The organism is uncultured Granulicatella sp., from assembly GCF_963521425.1.
GTDB lineage: Bacteria > Bacillota > Bacilli > Lactobacillales > Aerococcaceae > Granulicatella.
Window position 1 is genome coordinate 1 of record NZ_CAUQUN010000035.1, and the last position, 19261, is coordinate 19261.

18 protein-coding genes are annotated in these 19261 nt (G+C 32.8%); 9 read left to right on the plus strand and 9 right to left on the minus strand.

From position 1 onward, the window contains the following. Positions 1 to 1033, plus strand: a 1033-nt coding sequence (locus RWO76_RS08135) for an N-acetylmuramoyl-L-alanine amidase (RefSeq protein ID WP_314355148.1), incomplete at its 5' end; no start/stop codon positions are given. A 292-nt stretch (positions 1034 to 1325) separates the two neighbouring features. Here RWO76_RS08135 and RWO76_RS08140 read toward each other — a convergent pair. The 3 genes from RWO76_RS08140 to RWO76_RS08150 are packed head-to-tail and all read right to left on the minus strand — an operon-like array spanning position 1326 to position 3753. Then, the gene (locus tag RWO76_RS08140) at positions 1326 to 2222 is read right to left on the minus strand and encodes an RluA family pseudouridine synthase (RefSeq protein ID WP_314355149.1); all 897 of its coding nucleotides are present in this window, start codon (positions 2220 to 2222) and stop codon (positions 1326 to 1328) included. Positions 2223 to 2234: 12 nt separating this feature from the next. Further along, positions 2235 to 3050 (minus strand): NAD kinase, encoded by an 816-nt coding sequence (locus tag RWO76_RS08145; protein WP_314355150.1) that lies wholly within the window; start codon positions 3048 to 3050, stop codon positions 2235 to 2237. Positions 3051 to 3090: 40 nt separating this feature from the next. Then, the gene (locus tag RWO76_RS08150) at positions 3091 to 3753 is read right to left on the minus strand and encodes a GTP pyrophosphokinase family protein (RefSeq protein WP_314112395.1); all 663 of its coding nucleotides are present in this window, start codon (positions 3751 to 3753) and stop codon (positions 3091 to 3093) included. A gap of 159 nt (positions 3754 to 3912) precedes the next feature. On the opposite strand from RWO76_RS08150, the gene RWO76_RS08155 reads away from it, so the two are divergent. The 3 genes from RWO76_RS08155 to rnhC all read left to right on the plus strand — a co-directional run bounded on the left by RWO76_RS08155 (position 3913) and on the right by rnhC (position 6234). Beyond that, on the plus strand, positions 3913 to 4503 hold the full coding sequence (locus RWO76_RS08155; protein ID WP_314355151.1) for a CYTH domain-containing protein: 591 nt from the start codon (positions 3913 to 3915) through the stop codon (positions 4501 to 4503). Positions 4504 to 4583: 80 nt separating this feature from the next. Next, the gene (locus tag RWO76_RS08160; protein WP_314355152.1) at positions 4584 to 5270 is read left to right on the plus strand and encodes a DsbA family protein; all 687 of its coding nucleotides are present in this window, start codon (positions 4584 to 4586) and stop codon (positions 5268 to 5270) included. Positions 5271 to 5319: 49 nt separating this feature from the next. Next, complete coding sequence (rnhC, locus tag RWO76_RS08165; protein WP_314355153.1) at positions 5320 to 6234, plus strand: ribonuclease HIII; 915 nt, start codon at positions 5320 to 5322, stop codon at positions 6232 to 6234. A gap of 290 nt (positions 6235 to 6524) precedes the next feature. On the opposite strand, the gene RWO76_RS08170 is transcribed toward rnhC, so the two are convergent. The 3 genes from RWO76_RS08170 to pepF all read right to left on the minus strand — a co-directional run bounded on the left by RWO76_RS08170 (position 6525) and on the right by pepF (position 11196). Beyond that, the gene (locus RWO76_RS08170) at positions 6525 to 7427 is read right to left on the minus strand and encodes a magnesium transporter CorA family protein (RefSeq protein WP_314355154.1); all 903 of its coding nucleotides are present in this window, start codon (positions 7425 to 7427) and stop codon (positions 6525 to 6527) included. A gap of 405 nt (positions 7428 to 7832) precedes the next feature. Continuing rightward, positions 7833 to 8735 carry a magnesium transporter CorA family protein gene (locus RWO76_RS08175; protein WP_314355155.1) on the minus strand — a complete coding sequence of 301 codons (903 nt, stop codon included), beginning with the start codon at positions 8733 to 8735 and terminating at the stop codon, positions 7833 to 7835. Positions 8736 to 9390: 655 nt separating this feature from the next. After that, positions 9391 to 11196 carry an oligoendopeptidase F gene (gene pepF / locus RWO76_RS08180; protein WP_314355156.1) on the minus strand — a complete coding sequence of 602 codons (1806 nt, stop codon included), beginning with the start codon at positions 11194 to 11196 and terminating at the stop codon, positions 9391 to 9393. A 219-nt stretch (positions 11197 to 11415) separates the two neighbouring features. Between pepF and RWO76_RS08185 the strand changes: the two genes are divergently transcribed. Next, a complete protein-coding gene (locus RWO76_RS08185) occupies positions 11416 to 13281 on the plus strand; it encodes a heavy metal translocating P-type ATPase (protein WP_314355157.1) in 1866 nt (621 codons plus the stop codon). 283 nt (positions 13282 to 13564) lie between these two features. Continuing rightward, on the plus strand, positions 13565 to 13741 hold the full coding sequence (locus RWO76_RS08190) for a hypothetical protein (protein WP_314355158.1): 177 nt from the start codon (positions 13565 to 13567) through the stop codon (positions 13739 to 13741). A 203-nt stretch (positions 13742 to 13944) separates the two neighbouring features. Here the strand turns inward: RWO76_RS08190 and RWO76_RS08195 are convergent, their stop codons facing one another. Then, complete coding sequence (locus tag RWO76_RS08195; RefSeq protein WP_314355159.1) at positions 13945 to 15321, minus strand: aspartate kinase; 1377 nt, start codon at positions 15319 to 15321, stop codon at positions 13945 to 13947. Positions 15322 to 15571: 250 nt separating this feature from the next. On the opposite strand from RWO76_RS08195, the gene RWO76_RS08200 reads away from it, so the two are divergent. From RWO76_RS08200 to RWO76_RS08210, 3 genes are all read left to right on the plus strand, one after another. After that, on the plus strand, positions 15572 to 15949 hold the full coding sequence (locus RWO76_RS08200; protein ID WP_314355160.1) for a VOC family protein: 378 nt from the start codon (positions 15572 to 15574) through the stop codon (positions 15947 to 15949). Positions 15950 to 15970: 21 nt separating this feature from the next. After that, a complete protein-coding gene (gene cdd / locus RWO76_RS08205; protein WP_006702972.1) occupies positions 15971 to 16363 on the plus strand; it encodes a cytidine deaminase in 393 nt (130 codons plus the stop codon). 335 nt (positions 16364 to 16698) lie between these two features. Beyond that, positions 16699 to 17526: a zinc ribbon domain-containing protein gene (locus RWO76_RS08210; RefSeq protein WP_314355161.1), complete on the plus strand. Its 828-nt coding sequence runs from the start codon at positions 16699 to 16701 to the stop codon at positions 17524 to 17526. Between the two features lie 47 nt (positions 17527 to 17573). Here the strand turns inward: RWO76_RS08210 and RWO76_RS08215 are convergent, their stop codons facing one another. Both RWO76_RS08215 and RWO76_RS08220 read right to left on the minus strand, forming a co-directional pair. Beyond that, positions 17574 to 18515: a DUF1002 domain-containing protein gene (locus tag RWO76_RS08215; RefSeq protein WP_314355162.1), complete on the minus strand. Its 942-nt coding sequence runs from the start codon at positions 18513 to 18515 to the stop codon at positions 17574 to 17576. A 194-nt stretch (positions 18516 to 18709) separates the two neighbouring features. Further along, positions 18710 to 19261 (minus strand): MucBP domain-containing protein (locus RWO76_RS08220; protein WP_314355163.1); only part of this gene is annotated, 552 nt, incomplete at its 5' end.

Here is a 19261-nt window from a genome sequence, read left to right on the forward strand (position 1 = left end):
CATGGCAAAAAGTGAATGGATTTTTGATCCTACTTATCAATCATGGTTCTACCTTACTTCAAATGGAAGCTATGCTCACAATACTTGGCAAGGTAATTATTATCTAAAAACTGGTGGATACATGGCAAAAAGTGAATGGATTTTTGATCCTACTTATCAATCATGGTTCTACCTTACTTCAAATGGAAGCTATGCTCACAATACTTGGCAAGGTAATTATTATCTAAAAACTGGTGGATACATGGCAAAAAGTGAATGGATTTTTGATCCTACTTATCAATCATGGTTCTACCTTGAAAAAGATGGCTCTTACGTAACTGGTATTCATTTAATTAATGAAACTTATCATAGCTTCAAAGATAATGGTGAGTGGATTAAAGAAAATGGTAAAGAAAAACCTTCTAATGATTTACCTTTTGCAACAAGAAACTATAATAAAGTTATTTTCCTTGATCCAGGTCATGGTGGTAAAGATCCAGGAGCAAACTATTTAGGGGTAAAAGAAAAAGACTTGACTCTTCAAGTTTCTCAACAGTTAAAAGAAAGATTAGAAAATTTAGGCTACAAAGTTATCATGAGTCGTTCAACAGATGTTTATGTAGATTTTGTTACAAAACGTTCAGAAATGGCCAATGAAACCAATGCAGATATGTTTATTAGCATTCACTTTAACGCAACAGGTCTTGGTGAAAATAGTAGTAGAAGTGGTATTCAAACATATACGTACTTACCAACAGGGAATATTGCTTCTGTTATTAACAAAAAATGGCATGATAATCCTGTTCGATTAGAACGTAGTAAAAAACTAGGTTCTTATATCCATCAATCTGTCTTAGCAACTACTCATGCAAAAGATGATGGTTTATTAGCAATGAGTTTTGCAGTTTTACGTGAAACGAATAAACCTGCTGTCTTATTAGAATTAGGATATATTGATAATTTAGAAGAATCACAAAAAGTTCGCACAAAAGAATATCAACAAAAATTAGTAGATGGTATCACTCAAGGAATCCAAAAATATTATAATAATTAAAATAAAACCCGAGACAGCAATCTAGCTTTCTCGGGTTTTATTAATATACGGAAAACTTCCCCATAGTACGACGAAATCCCGAAAAGAGCTACTGTCAGTACACATTCTTATACGTACTATTCGTCCCATCCCCACGATGATACAAATAGACTGTTCCCGTTGTACGAGCAATAAAAGCCCTAGCTTTTATTGCAGGGAAATTTGAGACCTTAGGCTCAAATTTTAGACAAGAGACAGCGCACAGCTGGCTACTGGCGTCCTAGTACAACAGGAACAGTCTATTTGTATCTATCTATTTGTATCTATCGCTGTCAATCCACTCCGCCATATCCTTTGGTAACGGAGACTTAACACACATCTTCTCTCCCGTCATCGGATGTATAAAATCCAACTGACTACAATGAAGAGCCTGCCTCACAAGTGGCTCAATCTTCTTGCCACCATATAAATCGTCCCCTAATAACGGACAACCTAACCAACTAAAATGCACACGAATCTGATGTGTACGCCCCGTATGCAAACGAATCTTCACCAATTGACTATGCTGATACGTCTCTTCTAACCAATACTCCGTTAAAGACGGCTTACCATCCGGCCTCACACAACGATTAATAATCGAATCATCCGTTCGACCAATCGGAGCATCAATGATATCATGCTCTTTTAAAACTTCCTGTTTTGTCACAATCGCATGGTACGTCTTCTGAATCGTTTTATTTCGAAGTGCTTGATCCATCCAAGCATGAACTACACGATGCTTCGCAAACATCATCACTCCCGTTGTATCACGATCTAATCTAGTTACAACATGAGTGACACAATCTTGGGTTCTCGTAGTTTGTAAATAACCTTTTACACGATTCGCCATTGATTGGTCTGGATGTAATTGTGACGGTATGGAAGCAGTTCCTTGCGGCTTATTCACAATTAGTAAGTAATCATCTTCAAATAAAATATCCAAAGGAATTTGACTTGGAACAACTGTTTCATGTTCTCCTTCTGGTGGAATCACCATTGTGAGTACATCACCAGACACTAGTGGCTTTAAAACAATTTCTTCTCGACCATTGACGAGTAATTTCCCATTTCGTTTGACATGGGCTAAAAATGTTTTTGTAATGCCCTTTTCTTGTAAAAAACTACGCATCATCATCGGTGATGAATACGGATAAGTCCATGTTAAATTCAATGATTTCCCTCATTACCTTTCTTCTAAATCTATTTCTCTTGCTCCAATAAAGGAATTTTCCACTCTATCCCAAAAATGAGTATGACGATATCGAACAAAGGAAACACGTTGTGTACTAATATGTAAGTGTACTTTGACAATATCATTGGCATCATATGTTAAATGATCCATTGATAGAACCATTCCATTTTCACTATGGGGTAATAACGTTAACACTTCTTCTGGTGAAAAAATCATTGGCGAACTTAATGTACGATACACACGATTATTAATCGAAGCCATTTCTGTCATTTGCATCACTTCTGCTCTTGGATGAACGATGGCTCCTCCTAATGACTTATTCACTCCTGTTGAGCCCGTTGGAGTTGCGACACAAACGCCATCTCCTCTAAAATTCTCAAATAATTCACCATTAATTAATACTTCACATACAAGAGTTCCGTTTACTTTCCTCAATGTTGCTTCATTTAATGCAATATGATTTTCGATTGTTCCATCTGCTTTTTCTAAAGTCACATCTAATAGAGGATAACTCACACTTTCTCCTTGATCATGCTTCAAGCTTTCAATTAATTCACCTGCTTGAAAATCACGCCAGTCTGTATAAAAGCCTAAATGGCCTGTATGAATAGCTGCGAATCGAATATGATCTAGTTGTGATTTGTAGTGGTGGACAGCACCTAGTAAAGTCCCATCTCCTCCAATTGTAATAACAACATCTGGATTTTCATCATCTCGTTCAAATTCCCTTTGGCAGCATAAGTTCAAAAATTCTTCTGCTACCTTTTGACTTTTTTCTGATTGATTATAATATAACCCTACTTTCATCCATTCACCTCACCCTCTCTTTATTGCCTAATAGATTACCTTATGATTTTCTTTTTCGTTGATTTTCTTTATTTGTAGAGAAAATATATTGAGCTTCTTGAATTTCTTCTCGAATTTGCGACATCTCTTCATCTAATAAGAAGGCTGCTTCTGCGGCTCTTTCTAATCGTTCATGAATAATTTCTGGAAATTCTCCTTTATACTTATAATTTAAAGAATGTTCAATGGTTGCCCAGAAGTTCATCGCTAATGTACGAATTTGAATTTCAACTAAAATTTTCTCTTCCCCTTCAATTCTTTGAACAGGATATTCTAATACAACATGGTACGAACGATAACCACTTGCTTTCTTTTGATGAATATAATCACGTTCAATAATAATCGTAAAGTCATTTCGTTGGCGAAGTAATCGTACGACTTCAAAAATATCTTCTACGAATTGACACATAATTCTTAATCCAGCAATATCTTGTACTCCTTCTAAAAAGTCTTCTGTCAAAATTTTTCTTACTTGCATTTTCTCACGAATACTTTCAGGAGTTTTCACACGCCCCGTTATAAATTCAATTGGCGCATGTTTTCCTTTTTGACGATACTGAAGGCGAATGCCTTTTAATTTAATTTTTAATTCTTCAATTGCTTGATTATAAGGTGCTAAAAAAGCATCCCAATCTTCAACATTTGGTAAATATTTTTCTTCCATCTACTCACCTACTTTAATCTCATCCCTCCTATCATAGCATATTTTTTACTAAGTCTAAAAGAATTTTAATAATCTTAAACTCTTCAATAGTTATTATTTGTAATTCACATTAATTTAAGCTAAAGTAGAAAAAGCTTTGTGATAGAAAGAGGTAGAAACATGGCCCATTTAGAAAAAGAATATAAAAATCTTCTAACAAAAGAACAATATGAATCTTTAAAAGAAGAATTCCAATCTATTTTCACGAAAGATATTACGCAAACGAATCAATATTATGATTGTCACCAACAATTAGAAAATAATCGTTCTGCTTTACGAATTCGTCTTATTGAAGGACAAAAAACGGGAGAAATCACATTAAAACTTCCTCAATCGGACTGTGAAGTCATTGAAATTACAGAAGAATTACCAACAGAACAATTGCAATGGTGGGTTGAAGAAGATATTTTTTTACTCCCTACAAGTATTAAATTAGCACTTGAGGAACAAGGGATTGAATTATCCAATATCGCTCCAACTGCTACTTTAACAACTCATCGATTAGAAGGAATGTTAAGCCCTGGTTGTTTACTTGTATTAGATGAAAGTCACTATGCAGGTCAAACAGATTATGAAATCGAAATGGAAGTTGAAGATTTAGAAGCAGGAAAGGAAGTCTTCTTAGAAATTTTAAATCGTCATGGTATTACTCCACAAAAACCAATTAGTAAAATCAGACGTGCATTGCTTGCTACTAACAATCTTAGCTAATTCAAGGCTTTTTATTCAGAATTTTTTCAGTTTTCTGATACAATAAAGATACAAATTAAAGAAAGGAGATTTAGTTAGAGGTGAAGAATAGTGAACTGAGTCATATTCACATTAATCCATTACCTAATGAGAGAATTTTTGACTGTTACTTATTTATTAATCCTATTGGAAAACAATGTTATCATTGTGAACAAGAAGTGATGAAATTTATTGAACGAACTCCATATAAAGTACACGTTCATTTCCTACCATTTCATAATTTTAAATCAGTAACGCAATATATGAAAAATAATCATTTAAATGATAAGAATATTGACTTACGAAACGAAATCTATACAAAAATCTATGATGCTTCCTTATCTTATAAGGCTGCCCTATTACAAGGGAAAAAATTAGGCAGAGCCTTTTTAATGGAATTGCAAACACAACTACATCTTCTTCATAAAGAATACACTCCTGAATTATTACAGGAAATTATTCAAACGATTGGACTTGATGAAAAAATGTTCTACGAAGATAAAGCTAGTAAACTCGTTCATCAAGAATATGAAAGAGATCAACAAATTGCACAAGAAATGATGGTCGAATCAAACCCTTCTCTTGTTATCTTTGATAATTTAAATCAACAATTTGGAGTTATCTTGCATGAAAATATTTCAGCAGATACGATTGAACATGTCTGTGAAAATCTACACCATGCAATAGATAAATGCCCTAAAAAAACACAAACGCATCAACCTTGCTGCGTGGTTAAAATGGTACATTAAACTATAAGAGACTGAATTTCAGTCTCTTTTTATTCATTGGAGGTTATTTATGGCAACAACCGTTTTATTATTAGATGAACAAACAATCCAACAATTAGGAGAAATTTATAAAAATTCCATCCACCAAATTCCACCTCATGCACATTATCAGTTAAAACTTCCTTCTCTTAGTGTGACAGCTTATCACTCTGGAAAAGTTGTTTTACAAGGAACTAATGTGGATGCATTTGTTCAAAAACATGATTTAACAGCTTCAACAAGTACAAAGAAACCAAAAGTTGAAACAAATGGACTTCCAGAAGGATTTTCAAACTGGAGTGTTATTGGTAGTGACGAAGTTGGAACCGGAAGTTATTTTGGCCCATTAACTGTTGCCTGTGCTTTTGTTCCTGAAGATCACATTCAAACATTACAACATCTTGGTGTAAAAGATTCTAAAAATTTAACAGATGCTCAAATTCAAGAAATCGTTCCAAAAATTAAAGAATTAATACCTTATAAACTTCTTACCCTTTGGCCTGAAAAATACAATGAAGTTCAACAAACAAAAAATCTAAACGAAATGAAAGCATTACTTCATAATCAAGCCATTAAAAGATTATACCAACAAATCAATACTAATTTGCTTCAAGCTGTATTAATTGATGAATTTTGTTCTCCATCGAACTATTATCGTTATTTGGGAGATCAATCTGCTCCTCTTAAATCAATTACATATTTTAAAACAAAAGGTGAAAGTCACCATATTGCAGTAGCTGCAGCATCGATGATTGCTAGAGATGCATTTTTAGAAGGCTTAAAAACTTTATCGAAAGAATATGGATATCCTCTACTATCTGGGGCTAACTCATCAGTAGATGAATTAGCTAGTAAAATTTTAAAACAAGAAGGCATGGATGGTTTAAGAAAAGTTGCTAAATTACACTTTGCCAACACACAAAAAGCCATTGATTTAACAAAATAATCTTATAAACAAAGGCGTACAATCAAGTTTTAACACCTGATTGCACGCCTGATTTTATGTTCTCTAATATTTTTCGATACAACGTAAAAACGGAGTTTTTATACGATTTCTCATAATTATCGTTCCAAGTGGGAATGAGTTTTTATAGTAGTACGAGTGATAGAATCTGTCACACCAGATTCTATCACAAGGAAATTTGAGACCTCAGTCTCAAATTTTAGCCAAGAGACCCGATAGGGGCTACTGGCGTCTTAGTACTACTATATCAAAAAACTCCTTTTGTACAATCATTACTTCTTAATAAAACGTGACAAGACGACACTTGCAATGACAATAACTGTTACAATAATTCCTAACACAATTCCCCAACCATGCGCAAGCCCCGTTAAAGGAACCGTAATATTCATACCAAAAAATCCCGTTACAATATTCGGAATCGTTAATAAAATTGAAATAATCGTTAATAATTTCATTGTATCGTTCAAATTATTATTCAACACATTATTATATGTACCTGATAATTGTTGCAAAATCTGAAGATTAATGGAAGTCATCTCTACTAACTGCTTTGCTTCAATTAAACTATTCTCTAATTTTTCTTCCTCAGCAAACTCTAATTCCTTAAACAATGCTTGAGTTTTCAATTGTTCTAATACAATCGCATTTTGCTTCGTTGCAGAAACTAAATACACACTCCCAATTTCTAAGTCAGACAAAGTAAATAAATTTTTCTTAGTAGTCTTATGTCGTAATTTTAGACTCACTAACTCTTGCTCTTTCTTTAAACTTTCAATCTTTGGAAAGTAATTTTCAGTAATCATCATTAAACTTGAAAATAAAAAAGTAAACAGAGACACATTCGGTCTATCTTCCAATTCTTTTCTCATTGCCTCTACAATGTATTCATTATGTTGATTCGAAATCGTAATAATTTGATCTTTTCGAACAATAAAAGTCATCGGAACGGTCTCATATCGATTCTCTCTCTTAGTTTGTTTAATGACATTATAAATCACTACTAATGTTTCTTTTGGACGACAATATTCAATATGCGCTCTTTCATTTTCATCAAGAGCATACTCCACCATTTCTTTATCAATTTGATACGTTTGATAAATTGAAGAATAATCCGTAATCTCCTCTGAGTTAATATTAATCCATGCACATGAGTGTCCAAAATTCTTTTCAACCATAAATATCTCCCTCCAGTAATCTACGTAAGTGTATCATAATTTAAAAGGTTGATACTAATAACTAAACTGGAAAAATTGAACACAACACAAGTCGAAATGAGTTTTTATACGCTCTCTCATAATTTTCGTTCCAAGTGGAAATGATATTTTATAGTAGTATAAACCATGAGACCGTAAGGGCTTCTGGCGTCCTAATACTACTGTACAAATAACTTACTTTATCATACGCACTCCCATAATTTTTGTTTCAAGTGGAAATGAGTTTTTATAGTAGTACGAGCAATAGAATCTGACTACAGATTCTATTGCAAGAAAATTTGAGACCTAGGCTCAAATTTTAGGCATGAGACCGAAGGGCTGCTGCCGTCTTAGTACTACTATATAAAAACTCACTTTCCACGCTCTTCACTTTTTCATAAGACGAGCCAATATCACACTGACTAGTATCCAAATTCCTAAAATAATTCCTAACGCAATTCCCCAACCATGAGTATGCTCCATAAAAGGAATTTGCACATTCATTCCAAAAAATCCCGTCACAATATCCGGAATCGTTAAAAGAATCGAAATAACAGTTAACATACGCATTGTATCATTTAAATTATTATTCAACACATTATTATACGTACCCGATAATTGCTGCAAAATCTGAAGATTAATCGAAGTCATTTCCACTAACTGCTTTGCTTCAATCAAACTATCTTCTAGTTCTTCTTTTTCTACATCATCTAACACTTTAAACACAGATTGAGTTTTCAACTGCTCTAATACAATCGCATTTTGTTTAGTAGCTGAAACTAAATACACACTACCGATTTCCAAATCAGATAAGGCAAATAAATTTTTCTTAGTTGTTTTTTGTCGTAACATCTGACTTAATAACCCTTGTTCTTTTTTCAATCGCTCAATTTTAGGAAAATAATATTCTGTAATCATAAATAAACTAGAAAATAAAAATGTAAACAGAGATATATCTGGTCTTTCTTCTAATTCCTCTTTCATTGCTTGAACAATATATTCATTATGATGATTTGTAATCGTAATAATTTGATTTCTACGTACAATAAATGTCATCGGTATCGTTTCGTATTGATTTTCATGTTGTGATTGTTTAATGACATTATAAATTACAATTAATGTTTCTTTTCTACGATTATATTCAATATGAGCTCTTTCATATTCGTCTAACGCATACTCCAACATTTCACTATCAATTTCATACGTATCATAGATAGATGAATACTCACTAATTAAATCAGAATTTATATTAATCCACGAACAAGAATTTCCAAAATTTACTACCGCCATAACCTTCTCCTTTAAAATATTTTTTATACCAATTTATTATATTTTAAATAAAGAGGAATAACAAATTGTATAAATAAAAAAGACTTTCCATACCAGGAAAGTCCAATTATAAACGTACTCTTATAAATATTCGTTAAATACAAAAGAGTTTTCATAGTAGCACGAGTGATAAAAGCCAGATTTGACTTTTATCACAGGGAAAATCAAGACCTTAGGCTTGATTTTTAGCCAAGAGACCGCCAGGGCTTCTGGCGTCCAAGTACCACTATATAGAAAACTCTATTCGAACACGTTCTCTCATAATATCCATAAAAATACAAAAGACTTTCCATAGCAGTATGAACAATAGAATCTGTCACACAGATTCTATTGCAGGGAACTTCGAGACCTTAGGCTCGAAGTTTAGGCATGAGACTCACATTTGCGAGGCTGCTGCCGTCCTAATACTACTATATCAGGAAAGTCTAATTATAAACGTACTCTCATAAATATCCGTTAAAAACAAAAGAGTTTTCATAGTAGCACAAGTGATAAAAGCCAGATTTGACTTTTATCACAGGGAAAATCAAGACCTTAGGCTTGATTTTTAGCCAAGAGACCGCCAGGGCTTCTGGCGTCCAAGTGCCACTATATAGAAAACTCTATTCGTAATATTTTACTCTTCGTTCATCAACGCTTCTAATTGTTCTAGTCGTTGTTCGAACACATTCATTGCATCATATAGATATTGAGTTTGAGTCATATCTACCCCAGCTTTTTTCATAACCTCAATTGGTTTGTCACTACGTCCAGCACGTAAGTAGTTTAAGTAAGCCTCTAAATCTTCAGGAGTACCATGTAAAATCTTATCTGCTAAAGCAGTTGCAGCAGCCATACCAGTTGCATATTGATATACATAGTAATTCATATAGAAGTGAGGAATACGAGCCCATTCATAAGCTATTTGCTCATCTTGAATGACATTTGCATAATATTTTTTATTAATATTTGCATAAATCTCAGAAATAGCTGCTTGAGTTAATGGCTCACCATTTTGATCAGCCACGTGAATTTGATGCTCAAATTCAGCAAATTGAGTTTGACGGAAAATAGTAGATTTAAAACGATTTAAATAATTATTTAAAATATATTTTTGACTCTCTTTATCCGTATGTTTCTTCAATAAGTAATCTGTTAATAAGTTTTCATTCGTTGTTGAAGCAATTTCCGCTAAGAAAATTGAATAATCCCCATATTGATATGGTTGATTATGACGAGTGAAATAACTATGAGCACTATGTCCTAATTCATGCACTAATGTAAAGAAGTTGCTTAAATCATCATGCCAGTTTAATAAAATATAAGGAGCAGTTGCATAACCACCTGATGAATAACCACCACTACGTTTACCAACATTTTCAGCAACATCAATCCAACGTTGATCATAGGCTTGGTTAAGAATATCTTGATATTCTTCCCCTAATGGTTTTAATGCTTCAAAAGTAGCTTTAGAAGCTTCTTCATAATTGTAAGTAATTGGAGCTTCACCAGTAATTGGAACATACATATCATACATATGTAATTCATCTAATCCTAGAGCTTTTTGTTGTAAAGCAATATAACGATGTAATAATGGTAATTTTTCATTAACTACTTTTACTAAAGCATCAAATACTTCTTCAGGAACTTGGTTAGAAGATAAGGCTGCTTGACGGCTTGATTCATAGTTACGAGCTAATGCTGTAAAGTTATGAGCTTTCACTTCTGAACCTAATGTGCTAGCAAAAGTATTTTTTAAATCAATATATGGTTTATATTTTGTTTCAAATGCATTTTTACGAACTTCAGCATTTGTTGATTCTAAGAATGTAGTATAGTTTCCGTGAGTTAATTCCACTTCTTCCCCTTTTTCATTCTTAACTGTTCCAAATTTAATATCCGCATTATTTAAAAAGTTAAATGTTTTTCCTGGTCCAGAGAATACTTCATTCGCTTTTGATAATAAAGCTTCTTCACGATCAGATAATACGTGACCTTTTTGAATACGAGCTGCTTCTAATGCCACACGGAATTCTTCTAAGCGTGGTTCTTCTTTAAAGAAGTTTTCAAATTCTTCATCTGATTTTTCTAAGATAGCTGGTTCAAACCATGATGAAGCACCTGATAATTCAACATATACTGAGAAAGCTCGTTGATTTAATACTTGATTTTCATCATTTGTAGTATCTTGGTCTGCTTTTAAGTGTGAATACACATAAGCTGTTTCAATTTTTTCTTCTACTTGATTTGATAATAATAAGTAGTTATATAAATTTTCTCCAGATTGTAAAGCTGTTTCTTTACTTGCAGCAATTACTGGAATTTTTTCTGATACAAAAGCTAAATCAGCTTCAAAACCAGAATTATCTGGATAGATTAATGTTAAGTCCCATGTTAATTCTACAGGAACTTCTTCACGAGTTAATGGTTTTTTATCACTCATTTGTTCTCCCACCTTCATTTTAAGATATGAACCCATTCTACTATGAATTTTTAAATTTATAAAGGGAAAATCCTTAAAAATTAAGACTTTCTTATATTCTCTCATTCTCAATAAGCTAATTGAGAATGAATTTCACTCTCATCTAGTTTAGAATTGTTCTAATCTAGAAAAATTTATGTTATGATTTATTCAACAAATAACTTACGAGGTGAAAAAATAATGAATATTTTAGAACAAAAACAAATTAGATATACAATTACTTGCGGAACATTGATTATCTTAGGACTAGCTGCTAGCTTCCACGGTTACAATGTAGTATCTGTACTTTGCTACTTAACAGCATTCTTAGTAGGAGGATTCCACTCTGCCATTGAAGGAATTCAAGAAACTTTCCAAGAACAACATTTAAATGTTGACTTATTAATGGTATTAGCAGCAATTGGTGCTTCTATTATTGGTTACTGGCTAGAAGGAGCTTTATTAATTTTTATTTTCTCATTAAGTGGAGCTCTTGAAGAATATGCAATGGCAAAAAGTGAAAAATCAATGACAGAATTATTAAACTTACAACCAAAAACAGCTACACGTATTCGTGATGGTCACTATGAAACAGTAGACGTTGAAGATTTAGCAATTAATGATGTAATTTTCATTAAAAAAGGGGAAGCTGTTCCAATGGACGCCATCCTAACAGAAGGTGAAAGTTTATTCGATGAAAGTATGATTAATGGTGAACCACTTCCAGCAAATAAAAAAGTAGGCGAAGAAATTTTTGCAGGAAGTATTAATTTACACCAATCTTGTACAGCAACCGTACACAAAAATGCAGATGAAACGGTTATGGCTTCTATCATTCGTTTAGTAGAAGAAGCTCAAGAACAAGAGACAAAAACAAGCAGTTTCTTAAACAAAATCGAAGACCAATATGTAAAATTTGTATTAGTATTCGTTCCATTAGCAATTGCTCTATTCTACTTTGGATTCCAATGGACTTGGCAAGAATCTTTCTATAGAGGAATGATTTTATTAACAGTAATGTCTCCATGTGCCTTAGTTGCATCAGCAAGTCCTGCGATTTTAGCAAGTTTATCCAATGCAGCCAAACAAGGAATCTTATTAAAAGGTGGAGAAGCTTTAGAACAATTATCTTCCATTGAATCAATTGTTTTAGATAAAACTGGTACATTAACAAAAGGAAAACCAACTGTTCAACATGCAGTAATTATAAATGAAAATGAAAAAGAAGTTCATGCAATGATGTATGAAATGGAAATTCGTTCCACTCACCCATTAGGAAAATCTATTACAGCATATACACAAGCTTACAAAAATTCTGATTCGATTTCATTTGACAGCTTTGAAGAAGTGATTGGAAATGGATTAGTTGCAACAGCTCAAGGTTCAACTTGGAAAATTGGTAAATTAGCTTGGATCGATGCAGAATGGAAACAACATACAGCCTTAGCTTCTGACATTGAAAAATACTTAGAACAAGGTGAAATTGTATTAGCAATTGAAAAAAATGGACAATTAATTGGTTTCTATGCCATTACAGATGAAATTAAAGAAAGTAGCCAATCTGTACTACACTATTTTAATAAAGAAAATATTCAAACAATTATGATGACTGGGGATGCTGAATCAACTGCCGAAGCTGTAGCAAAACACTTAGAAATTTCTGATTATCAAGCAAACTGTTTACCAGAAGATAAAGCAACTTATGTTAAGAAATTAGCAGATAAAGGTGTTTCTGTAGCGATGGTTGGAGATGGAATTAATGACGCTCCTGCTCTTGCAAATGCGACCGTTGGGATTGCCATTGGTGAAGGAACTGCTTTAGCAATTGAAGCAAGTGATATTGTTTTATTGAAAAATAATTTATCATTAATTAAATATGGTCACGAATTATCTAAAAAAATGAAGGGCATTATTTTACAAAACATTGTCTTCTCATTATCAGTCATTACGATTTTAATTTTAGCAAATGTCTTCCAATTCATTAACTTACCTTTAGGCGTTATCGGACACGAAGGAAGCACTATCTTAGTTATCTTAAACGGATTACGTTTACTTAAAAAATTATAAAAAAATATGACTTTTAAATAGTAGCTAGGACGCAAGCAGCCAGCGAAGCTGTCTCATTGCTAAATTTCGAGCCTAAGGTCTCGAAATTTCCTGTACTAGAAGCGGCAGCTTCTAGTACTTTTGCTACTATTATGAGTCATTTTTATTTGTTTATAAATTAGTATATCCCTGCTTAGAAGAAAATTACAGACATAAAAATTTTCCTTCAATATCTTGTTGAAAAGTTATCATAGTAGTAAAATAAGCGTATACATAGATAGGGAAATATAAGGGGGAAACTATCATGAATCGTTTACAAAAAATCTGTTTAGCTATTATTTGGAATGCTGGAACATTTGCTGGTTGTGTGATAACTTCATTTGATTACCGTTTTATAATCTTTTTCCTAATTACATTAGTTACTACTCCTCTTGTTATTAAGTTACTAGATAAATTTCTTCAAAAAAATTTTGTAGAGTAAGTTCTTATACGTTTAATTTTATTTATTCAAATACAAATAATAATGACTTTCCAATGTAGCGTAAGTATAAGAAGCCATACTGGCTTCTTATACAGGAAAATTTGAGACCTAGGCTCAAATTTTAGCCATGAGACCGCAGGTCTGCTGGCGTCCTTCGCTACATTAGAAAGTCGTTTATTATATATTATTTATTGTTTAATTTACTATTTATCCAAAACTTCGTATTCTACTTCTTCACCAAAGAATTCGTCATATAATGCTTGAATGGCACGTTGTTCGTATTCTTCTCTAATACCAAACATCATAGAAACTTCAGATACACCTTGGTTGTATAATTCAATATTAATTTGTTCACGGGCCAATGTACTAGCAACACGAGCAGTTGTACCGACCATGCTAACCATTCCTTCCCCTACTAACATGATTAAGCATAATCCACGTTCATAATACGCTTCATCCGCATTTAATTCTGCTTTCAAACGGTAAACAATACGATCTAAGACTTCATCAGCCGCATCTTCCCCACGAATAATAATGGTTGCATCATCAATCCCTGTTGGAATATGTTCTACACTTACCCCTTCATCTTCGAATAATTGTAATGTTTTTCTTAAAAATCCAATTTCGTGATTCATTAAATATTTTTGAATATAAATACTTACAAACCCTGATGAACTTGCAATTCCAGAAATAATCGAAGGAGAATTTACTTTCCCTTTCATAATATAAGTTCCTTTGGCAGAAGGATTGTTCGTATTACATACATGAACTGGGATTCCTTTTTTAATGGCTGGTAATAACGCTTCAGTATGGAACACTGAAAATCCTGCATAAGATAACTCACGCATTTCTGTATAAGATAATACATCAATTCCAAGAGGTTTATGAACGAGTTTTGGACTTGCTACAAAGATTGCATCCACATCTGTAAAGTTTTCATACTCTTCAGCTGAAACTGCATTCGCTAAAATGGAGCCTGTAATATCTGATCCACCACGAGAGAATGTCACAACTTTGCCATCTTTTGTTACTCCAAAGAATCCTGGGAATACAATAATCTCTTTTTCTAATTGTAAGTATTCTAATTCCTTATACGCTTCTTCTAATACTTGAGCATTTCCTGGAGTATCACTGACGAATAAATTTGCTTCTTTAGGGCTAATATATTTTGCTGGTAAACCTTCTCTTGTAAAATAGTCTGCAATTAATTTTGCATTATTATCTTCCCCACTTGCTTTATATGCATCCATTAAATAAGCAGGTTCTAAATCACTCTCTTTTAACACTGCAAAATGTTGACGAATGTTATCCATTACATCTGAGTTTAATTGTAATTCATCATAAATTTCTTGATAACGTTCTAAAATCACTTCTAAAACTGCTTCATTATATTGTCCTTCAATATGAGAAGTTGCTAATTGAATTAATAAATCCGTTACTTTTTCATCGTCTGAATGACGTTTTCCTGGTGCAGATACAACGACAATTCTTCTATCACTATCTGCTTGTACAATTTGCAATACTTTTTTTATTTGTTGACTATTGGCTAATGAACTTCCGCCAAATTTAATTACTTTCACTTTGACACCTCATTTAGATGATTAACTCTATTTTCTTTCATAATGGTAACAGAATAGCAAATTCTTTTTTGAACTGCAATCATTTTTACTCGATTTTCACAAAAAAGTGTATTTATTTTATACACAAGTGTTTACATTTTGGATTACACTGCATATTCCACACTTCCTCCTTTTAAGGTGTATATTTCTTGCATTGACACTTATAATCCGTTATGCTAATAAGACAAAAACACTAAAAGGAGAGAATACTATGTCAAAAATGTTACACACTTGTATTCGTGTTAAAAACTTAGAAGAGAGTTTATCTTTCTACCAAGAAGCATTTGGATTTAAAGAAACTCGTCGTAAAGATTTCCCAGAACACAAATTTACAATCGTTTATTTAGCTTTTGAAGGAGACGATTACGAATTAGAATTAACATATAACTACGGACATCCAGGATACGAAATCGGAGATGGATACGGTCATATTGCAATTAGTAGCGATGATTTAGAAGGATTGCATGCAGAACACGTAGCTAAAGGGTATGATGTTACAGAATTAAAAGGTCTTCCTGGAAACCCTGCAAACTACTATTTTGTAAAAGATCCTGATGGATACAAAATTGAAATTATTCGTCAAAAATAATCCCATTTAAGGAGTCCTTTTATGAAACCTGAAGAATTATATGTACATGCAAAAAATGCATTGGAACATTCCTACTGTCCATACTCTAACTTCCCAGTAGGTTGCGCTATTTTATATAAAGATGGAACAGTAATTACTGGAGTTAATGTGGAAAATGTTTCTTTTGGAGCAACAAACTGTGCAGAACGTACAGCTTTATTCACTGGAGTAACAAAAGGCTATCAAAAAGAAGATGTGGAAATGCTTGTAGTAGCTGGTAAAACAGACTACTTCCTACCTCCATGCTGCTTATGCCGTCAAGTATTAGTTGAACTATGCCCTGCTGATACTCCAATTTACCTTTCTAATAATAAAGGCGAATTAAAAGAAACAATTTTACGTGATTTAGTTCCACTAGCATTTACTGAAATGTAATCAACTGAGCACCATTTACGGTGCTTTTTATATTGAAAAATTTTAGATATTTAGTATTTTTACGTGACAGCTACTCTCTTGTCTGCTATAATGTTATCTATGCGATGAGGCGACAAGCAGACAAAGAAGTCTGCTAAGTCAAGTGGAACAGATGTGCTTGCACACTACCGGATGTAGCTGTTTGTTCATGTGTGATGTGAACACCATGACACATATATTAGTATATGCCACTATAAAAGGATTAGAGATTTCTAGTCCTTTTTCTTTTGACCACTTGCATTCTATGATACAATACAACAGAGAAAATCAATTTTGATTGATAAAGGAGAATTTACGTGAAACATTGCCCTTTCTGCCACGAATTAATTGAAGAAAAAGAAACTTTATGTCCTTTCTGTGGCACTATTCAAGAAGAACAGTTAGATGAAAATTCTACAACGATTCAAACATCTTTATTTGATGAAGAAAATAAATCTACTCAACCAAATTCTATAGAAAACAGAAGTGATCAAGAATACCGTATTAAAAATAACCAAGCGATTTATTCAAGCTTTTGGAGAAGAATTACTCGTTTCTTTAGCTTTTTCTTTGGAAAACTAATCCATCCAACAAATAATTATTCAAGAAAACGTCAAAATAGTCGATTATTTGGTTACATTATGATCATCATTTCGACATTATTATCAGCTTATATTACTACACATGGTATTCGAGCAGTTTTATCTCAATATCAATTACTAGCGGATATTTCTATCCTACCAAGTTTAACAGTAACACCGAATTATATTTTAGTTTTCTTAAAACTATTATTATTCTATGCTGTATTTTATTTTGGATTTCCAGTCATTGCTTTTGGAGTAAAACATATTTTCTTAAAACGACAACATGTATTCCATTATTGGTTAACACAATATGAATCGATGAATGCTCTAGCGATTATTTTATTATTCATTACAGCATTTATGACGTTTGTATCTCCAATTGCCTTATTGGTGGTTATTTTATTCTTCTTTACATTACATTTATTTACTTTTATCGTAACATTTGTAATTTCCATTGCTCAAGAACAAAATGATACTCGTTTAGATACGCCATATATTGCTTTAATTGGTTTATGTATTCAATTAATTATTGTTCTAAGTTTATTGTTTATTTTATTTTAGATAGTAAAAAGTCCATAGATTTGCTCTATGGACTTTTTTGTTGCTCTCTATTTAGAATTGAATATAGCACTAAATATTTCTTTAAAGAATGCCACGATTTTATCAAACCAACCTTCACGATTTGCCTGATCCACTAATTGTCCAATCTTTCCTTTTACAGTATTAGATAATGAATTTAATTGTTCTAACACTTGCTTGGAATCAATCGCACTTGTTTGTTGATAACTTAAGGCAAACTGAATAATATTATTCACTTGAGTCGGACTAATCACTTTGTCTAACCCATATTTTTTCAATGCATCATTTACAATTCTCTCAACATCTTCTTTTGTCGCAACTTGACCTTGTTTTTCTTTAATTTCTGCTAAAGATTTCTTAATATCAATCATAGCTTGATCTAATTTTGCCGCATCAAAGCCTTTTTCTTTTGACTGTTCTTGAGCAATTTGATTTGTTAATTCTAATTCTTGTTGTGCGACTGCTGTACGTTTGCCATCTAATACCACTCCATTTGCTTCAAAAGCTTTATATACACCTGTTAAAGCAGATTCACCTGTTACTTTTGACACGGCAGCTACTTCAATTTCTGCATCAGCTACCCCTGCTGTAATCGCAGCATTGGCATATTGTTCAGAAGTAACAAGAGTAATATTTTTCGGAGTAGCAATATGAACTTTTACCCCTTCCCCCTTATTTCTCTTTTGAACCATCACAGACGAAATCATTACAGAAGTATTCGCTTCACCAGCTCCTAAGTATTTCACTAAGTCTTCCCCTGTAGCTTTTGTTGTCGTTACAGTATTTTCATCTTTAATTCCTAATAATTGAGATGTTTCTTTAATTTGTTGGTCATTTAAACCTCCACCGTAAACAACGGTTGGTTTTCCCCATTTCTCGTTAATAGCTGTTGTATCAATCGCATACACTTGCTGAGAAGCAAGTCCTAATAGCATTGTAGCAATAACTAAAGGGCGAACTATTTTTTTCATGTCATTTACCTCCTTTGACATTACTATCTTACTTTATTTTCTTGAAGATTTGTGGAGATTTTCTATAAATTTCAATTGCATTTTTATTAAGATTTTATAAATTTCCAAACTTTGAATAATTTTCTTCATAAAAAAGAGACGACCGAAGTCGTCTCTAAAAACTCTAATCTATTCGATTATTCGATAAAGTAATTTTACTCTTCATCTTGTTTCTTTTTATTTGGAGCCATCATACCTAATCCTGCAAGAATAGCTGATGCTGCAATACCAAATACTGCTGCTTCATTTCCAGTTCCTGTTTGTGGTAATTCTTGACGAACCACTTTTTCTTGAGGTGCTGGTGTAGCTGGCATCTCTGAATTTAAACTCACTTTTTCGTATACATGCTCGATATCGCCATTTGGTAATTTCTTCGTTTCTACGAATTTGTATCCTGGAATATCTTTCTTAGGTTGTTCTCCTTCTTCCGTTGGATAATTTGGAATTTCATTTCCTTCTTTATCTTTATGACTTGTTTTAACTTTTTCATATACGTGCTCGATATCACCGTTTGGAAGTTTCTTAGTCTCTACGAAGCGGTAGCCTGGAATATCTTTCTTAGGTTGTTCTCCGTCTTCTGTTGGATAATTTGGAATTTCGTTTCCATCTTTATCTTTGTGACTTGTTTTAACTTTTTCGTATACGTGCTCTGTATCGCCATTTGGAAGTTTCTTAGTCTCTACGAAGCGGTAGCCTGGAATATCTTT

Excerpts from the sequence above, each read along its gene's own strand:
- RWO76_RS08145 (WP_314355150.1), bottom strand. The coding sequence starts at position 3,050 with ATGAAAGTAGGGTTATATTATAATCAATCAGAAAAAAGTCAAAAGGTA.
- RWO76_RS08150 (WP_314112395.1), bottom strand. The coding sequence starts at position 3,753 with ATGGAAGAAAAATATTTACCAAATGTTGAAGATTGGGATGCTTTTTTA.
- RWO76_RS08155 (WP_314355151.1), top strand. The coding sequence starts at position 3,913 with ATGGCCCATTTAGAAAAAGAATATAAAAATCTTCTAACAAAAGAACAA.
- rnhC (WP_314355153.1), top strand. The coding sequence starts at position 5,320 with ATGGCAACAACCGTTTTATTATTAGATGAACAAACAATCCAACAATTA.
- RWO76_RS08170 (WP_314355154.1), bottom strand. The coding sequence starts at position 7,427 with ATGGTTGAAAAGAATTTTGGACACTCATGTGCATGGATTAATATTAAC.
- RWO76_RS08175 (WP_314355155.1), bottom strand. The coding sequence starts at position 8,735 with ATGGCGGTAGTAAATTTTGGAAATTCTTGTTCGTGGATTAATATAAAT.
- pepF (WP_314355156.1), bottom strand. The coding sequence starts at position 11,196 with ATGAGTGATAAAAAACCATTAACTCGTGAAGAAGTTCCTGTAGAATTA.
- RWO76_RS08185 (WP_314355157.1), top strand. The coding sequence starts at position 11,416 with ATGAATATTTTAGAACAAAAACAAATTAGATATACAATTACTTGCGGA.
- RWO76_RS08190 (WP_314355158.1), top strand. The coding sequence starts at position 13,565 with ATGAATCGTTTACAAAAAATCTGTTTAGCTATTATTTGGAATGCTGGA.
- RWO76_RS08200 (WP_314355160.1), top strand. The coding sequence starts at position 15,572 with ATGTCAAAAATGTTACACACTTGTATTCGTGTTAAAAACTTAGAAGAG.
- cdd (WP_006702972.1), top strand. The coding sequence starts at position 15,971 with ATGAAACCTGAAGAATTATATGTACATGCAAAAAATGCATTGGAACAT.
- RWO76_RS08215 (WP_314355162.1), bottom strand. The coding sequence starts at position 18,515 with ATGAAAAAAATAGTTCGCCCTTTAGTTATTGCTACAATGCTATTAGGA.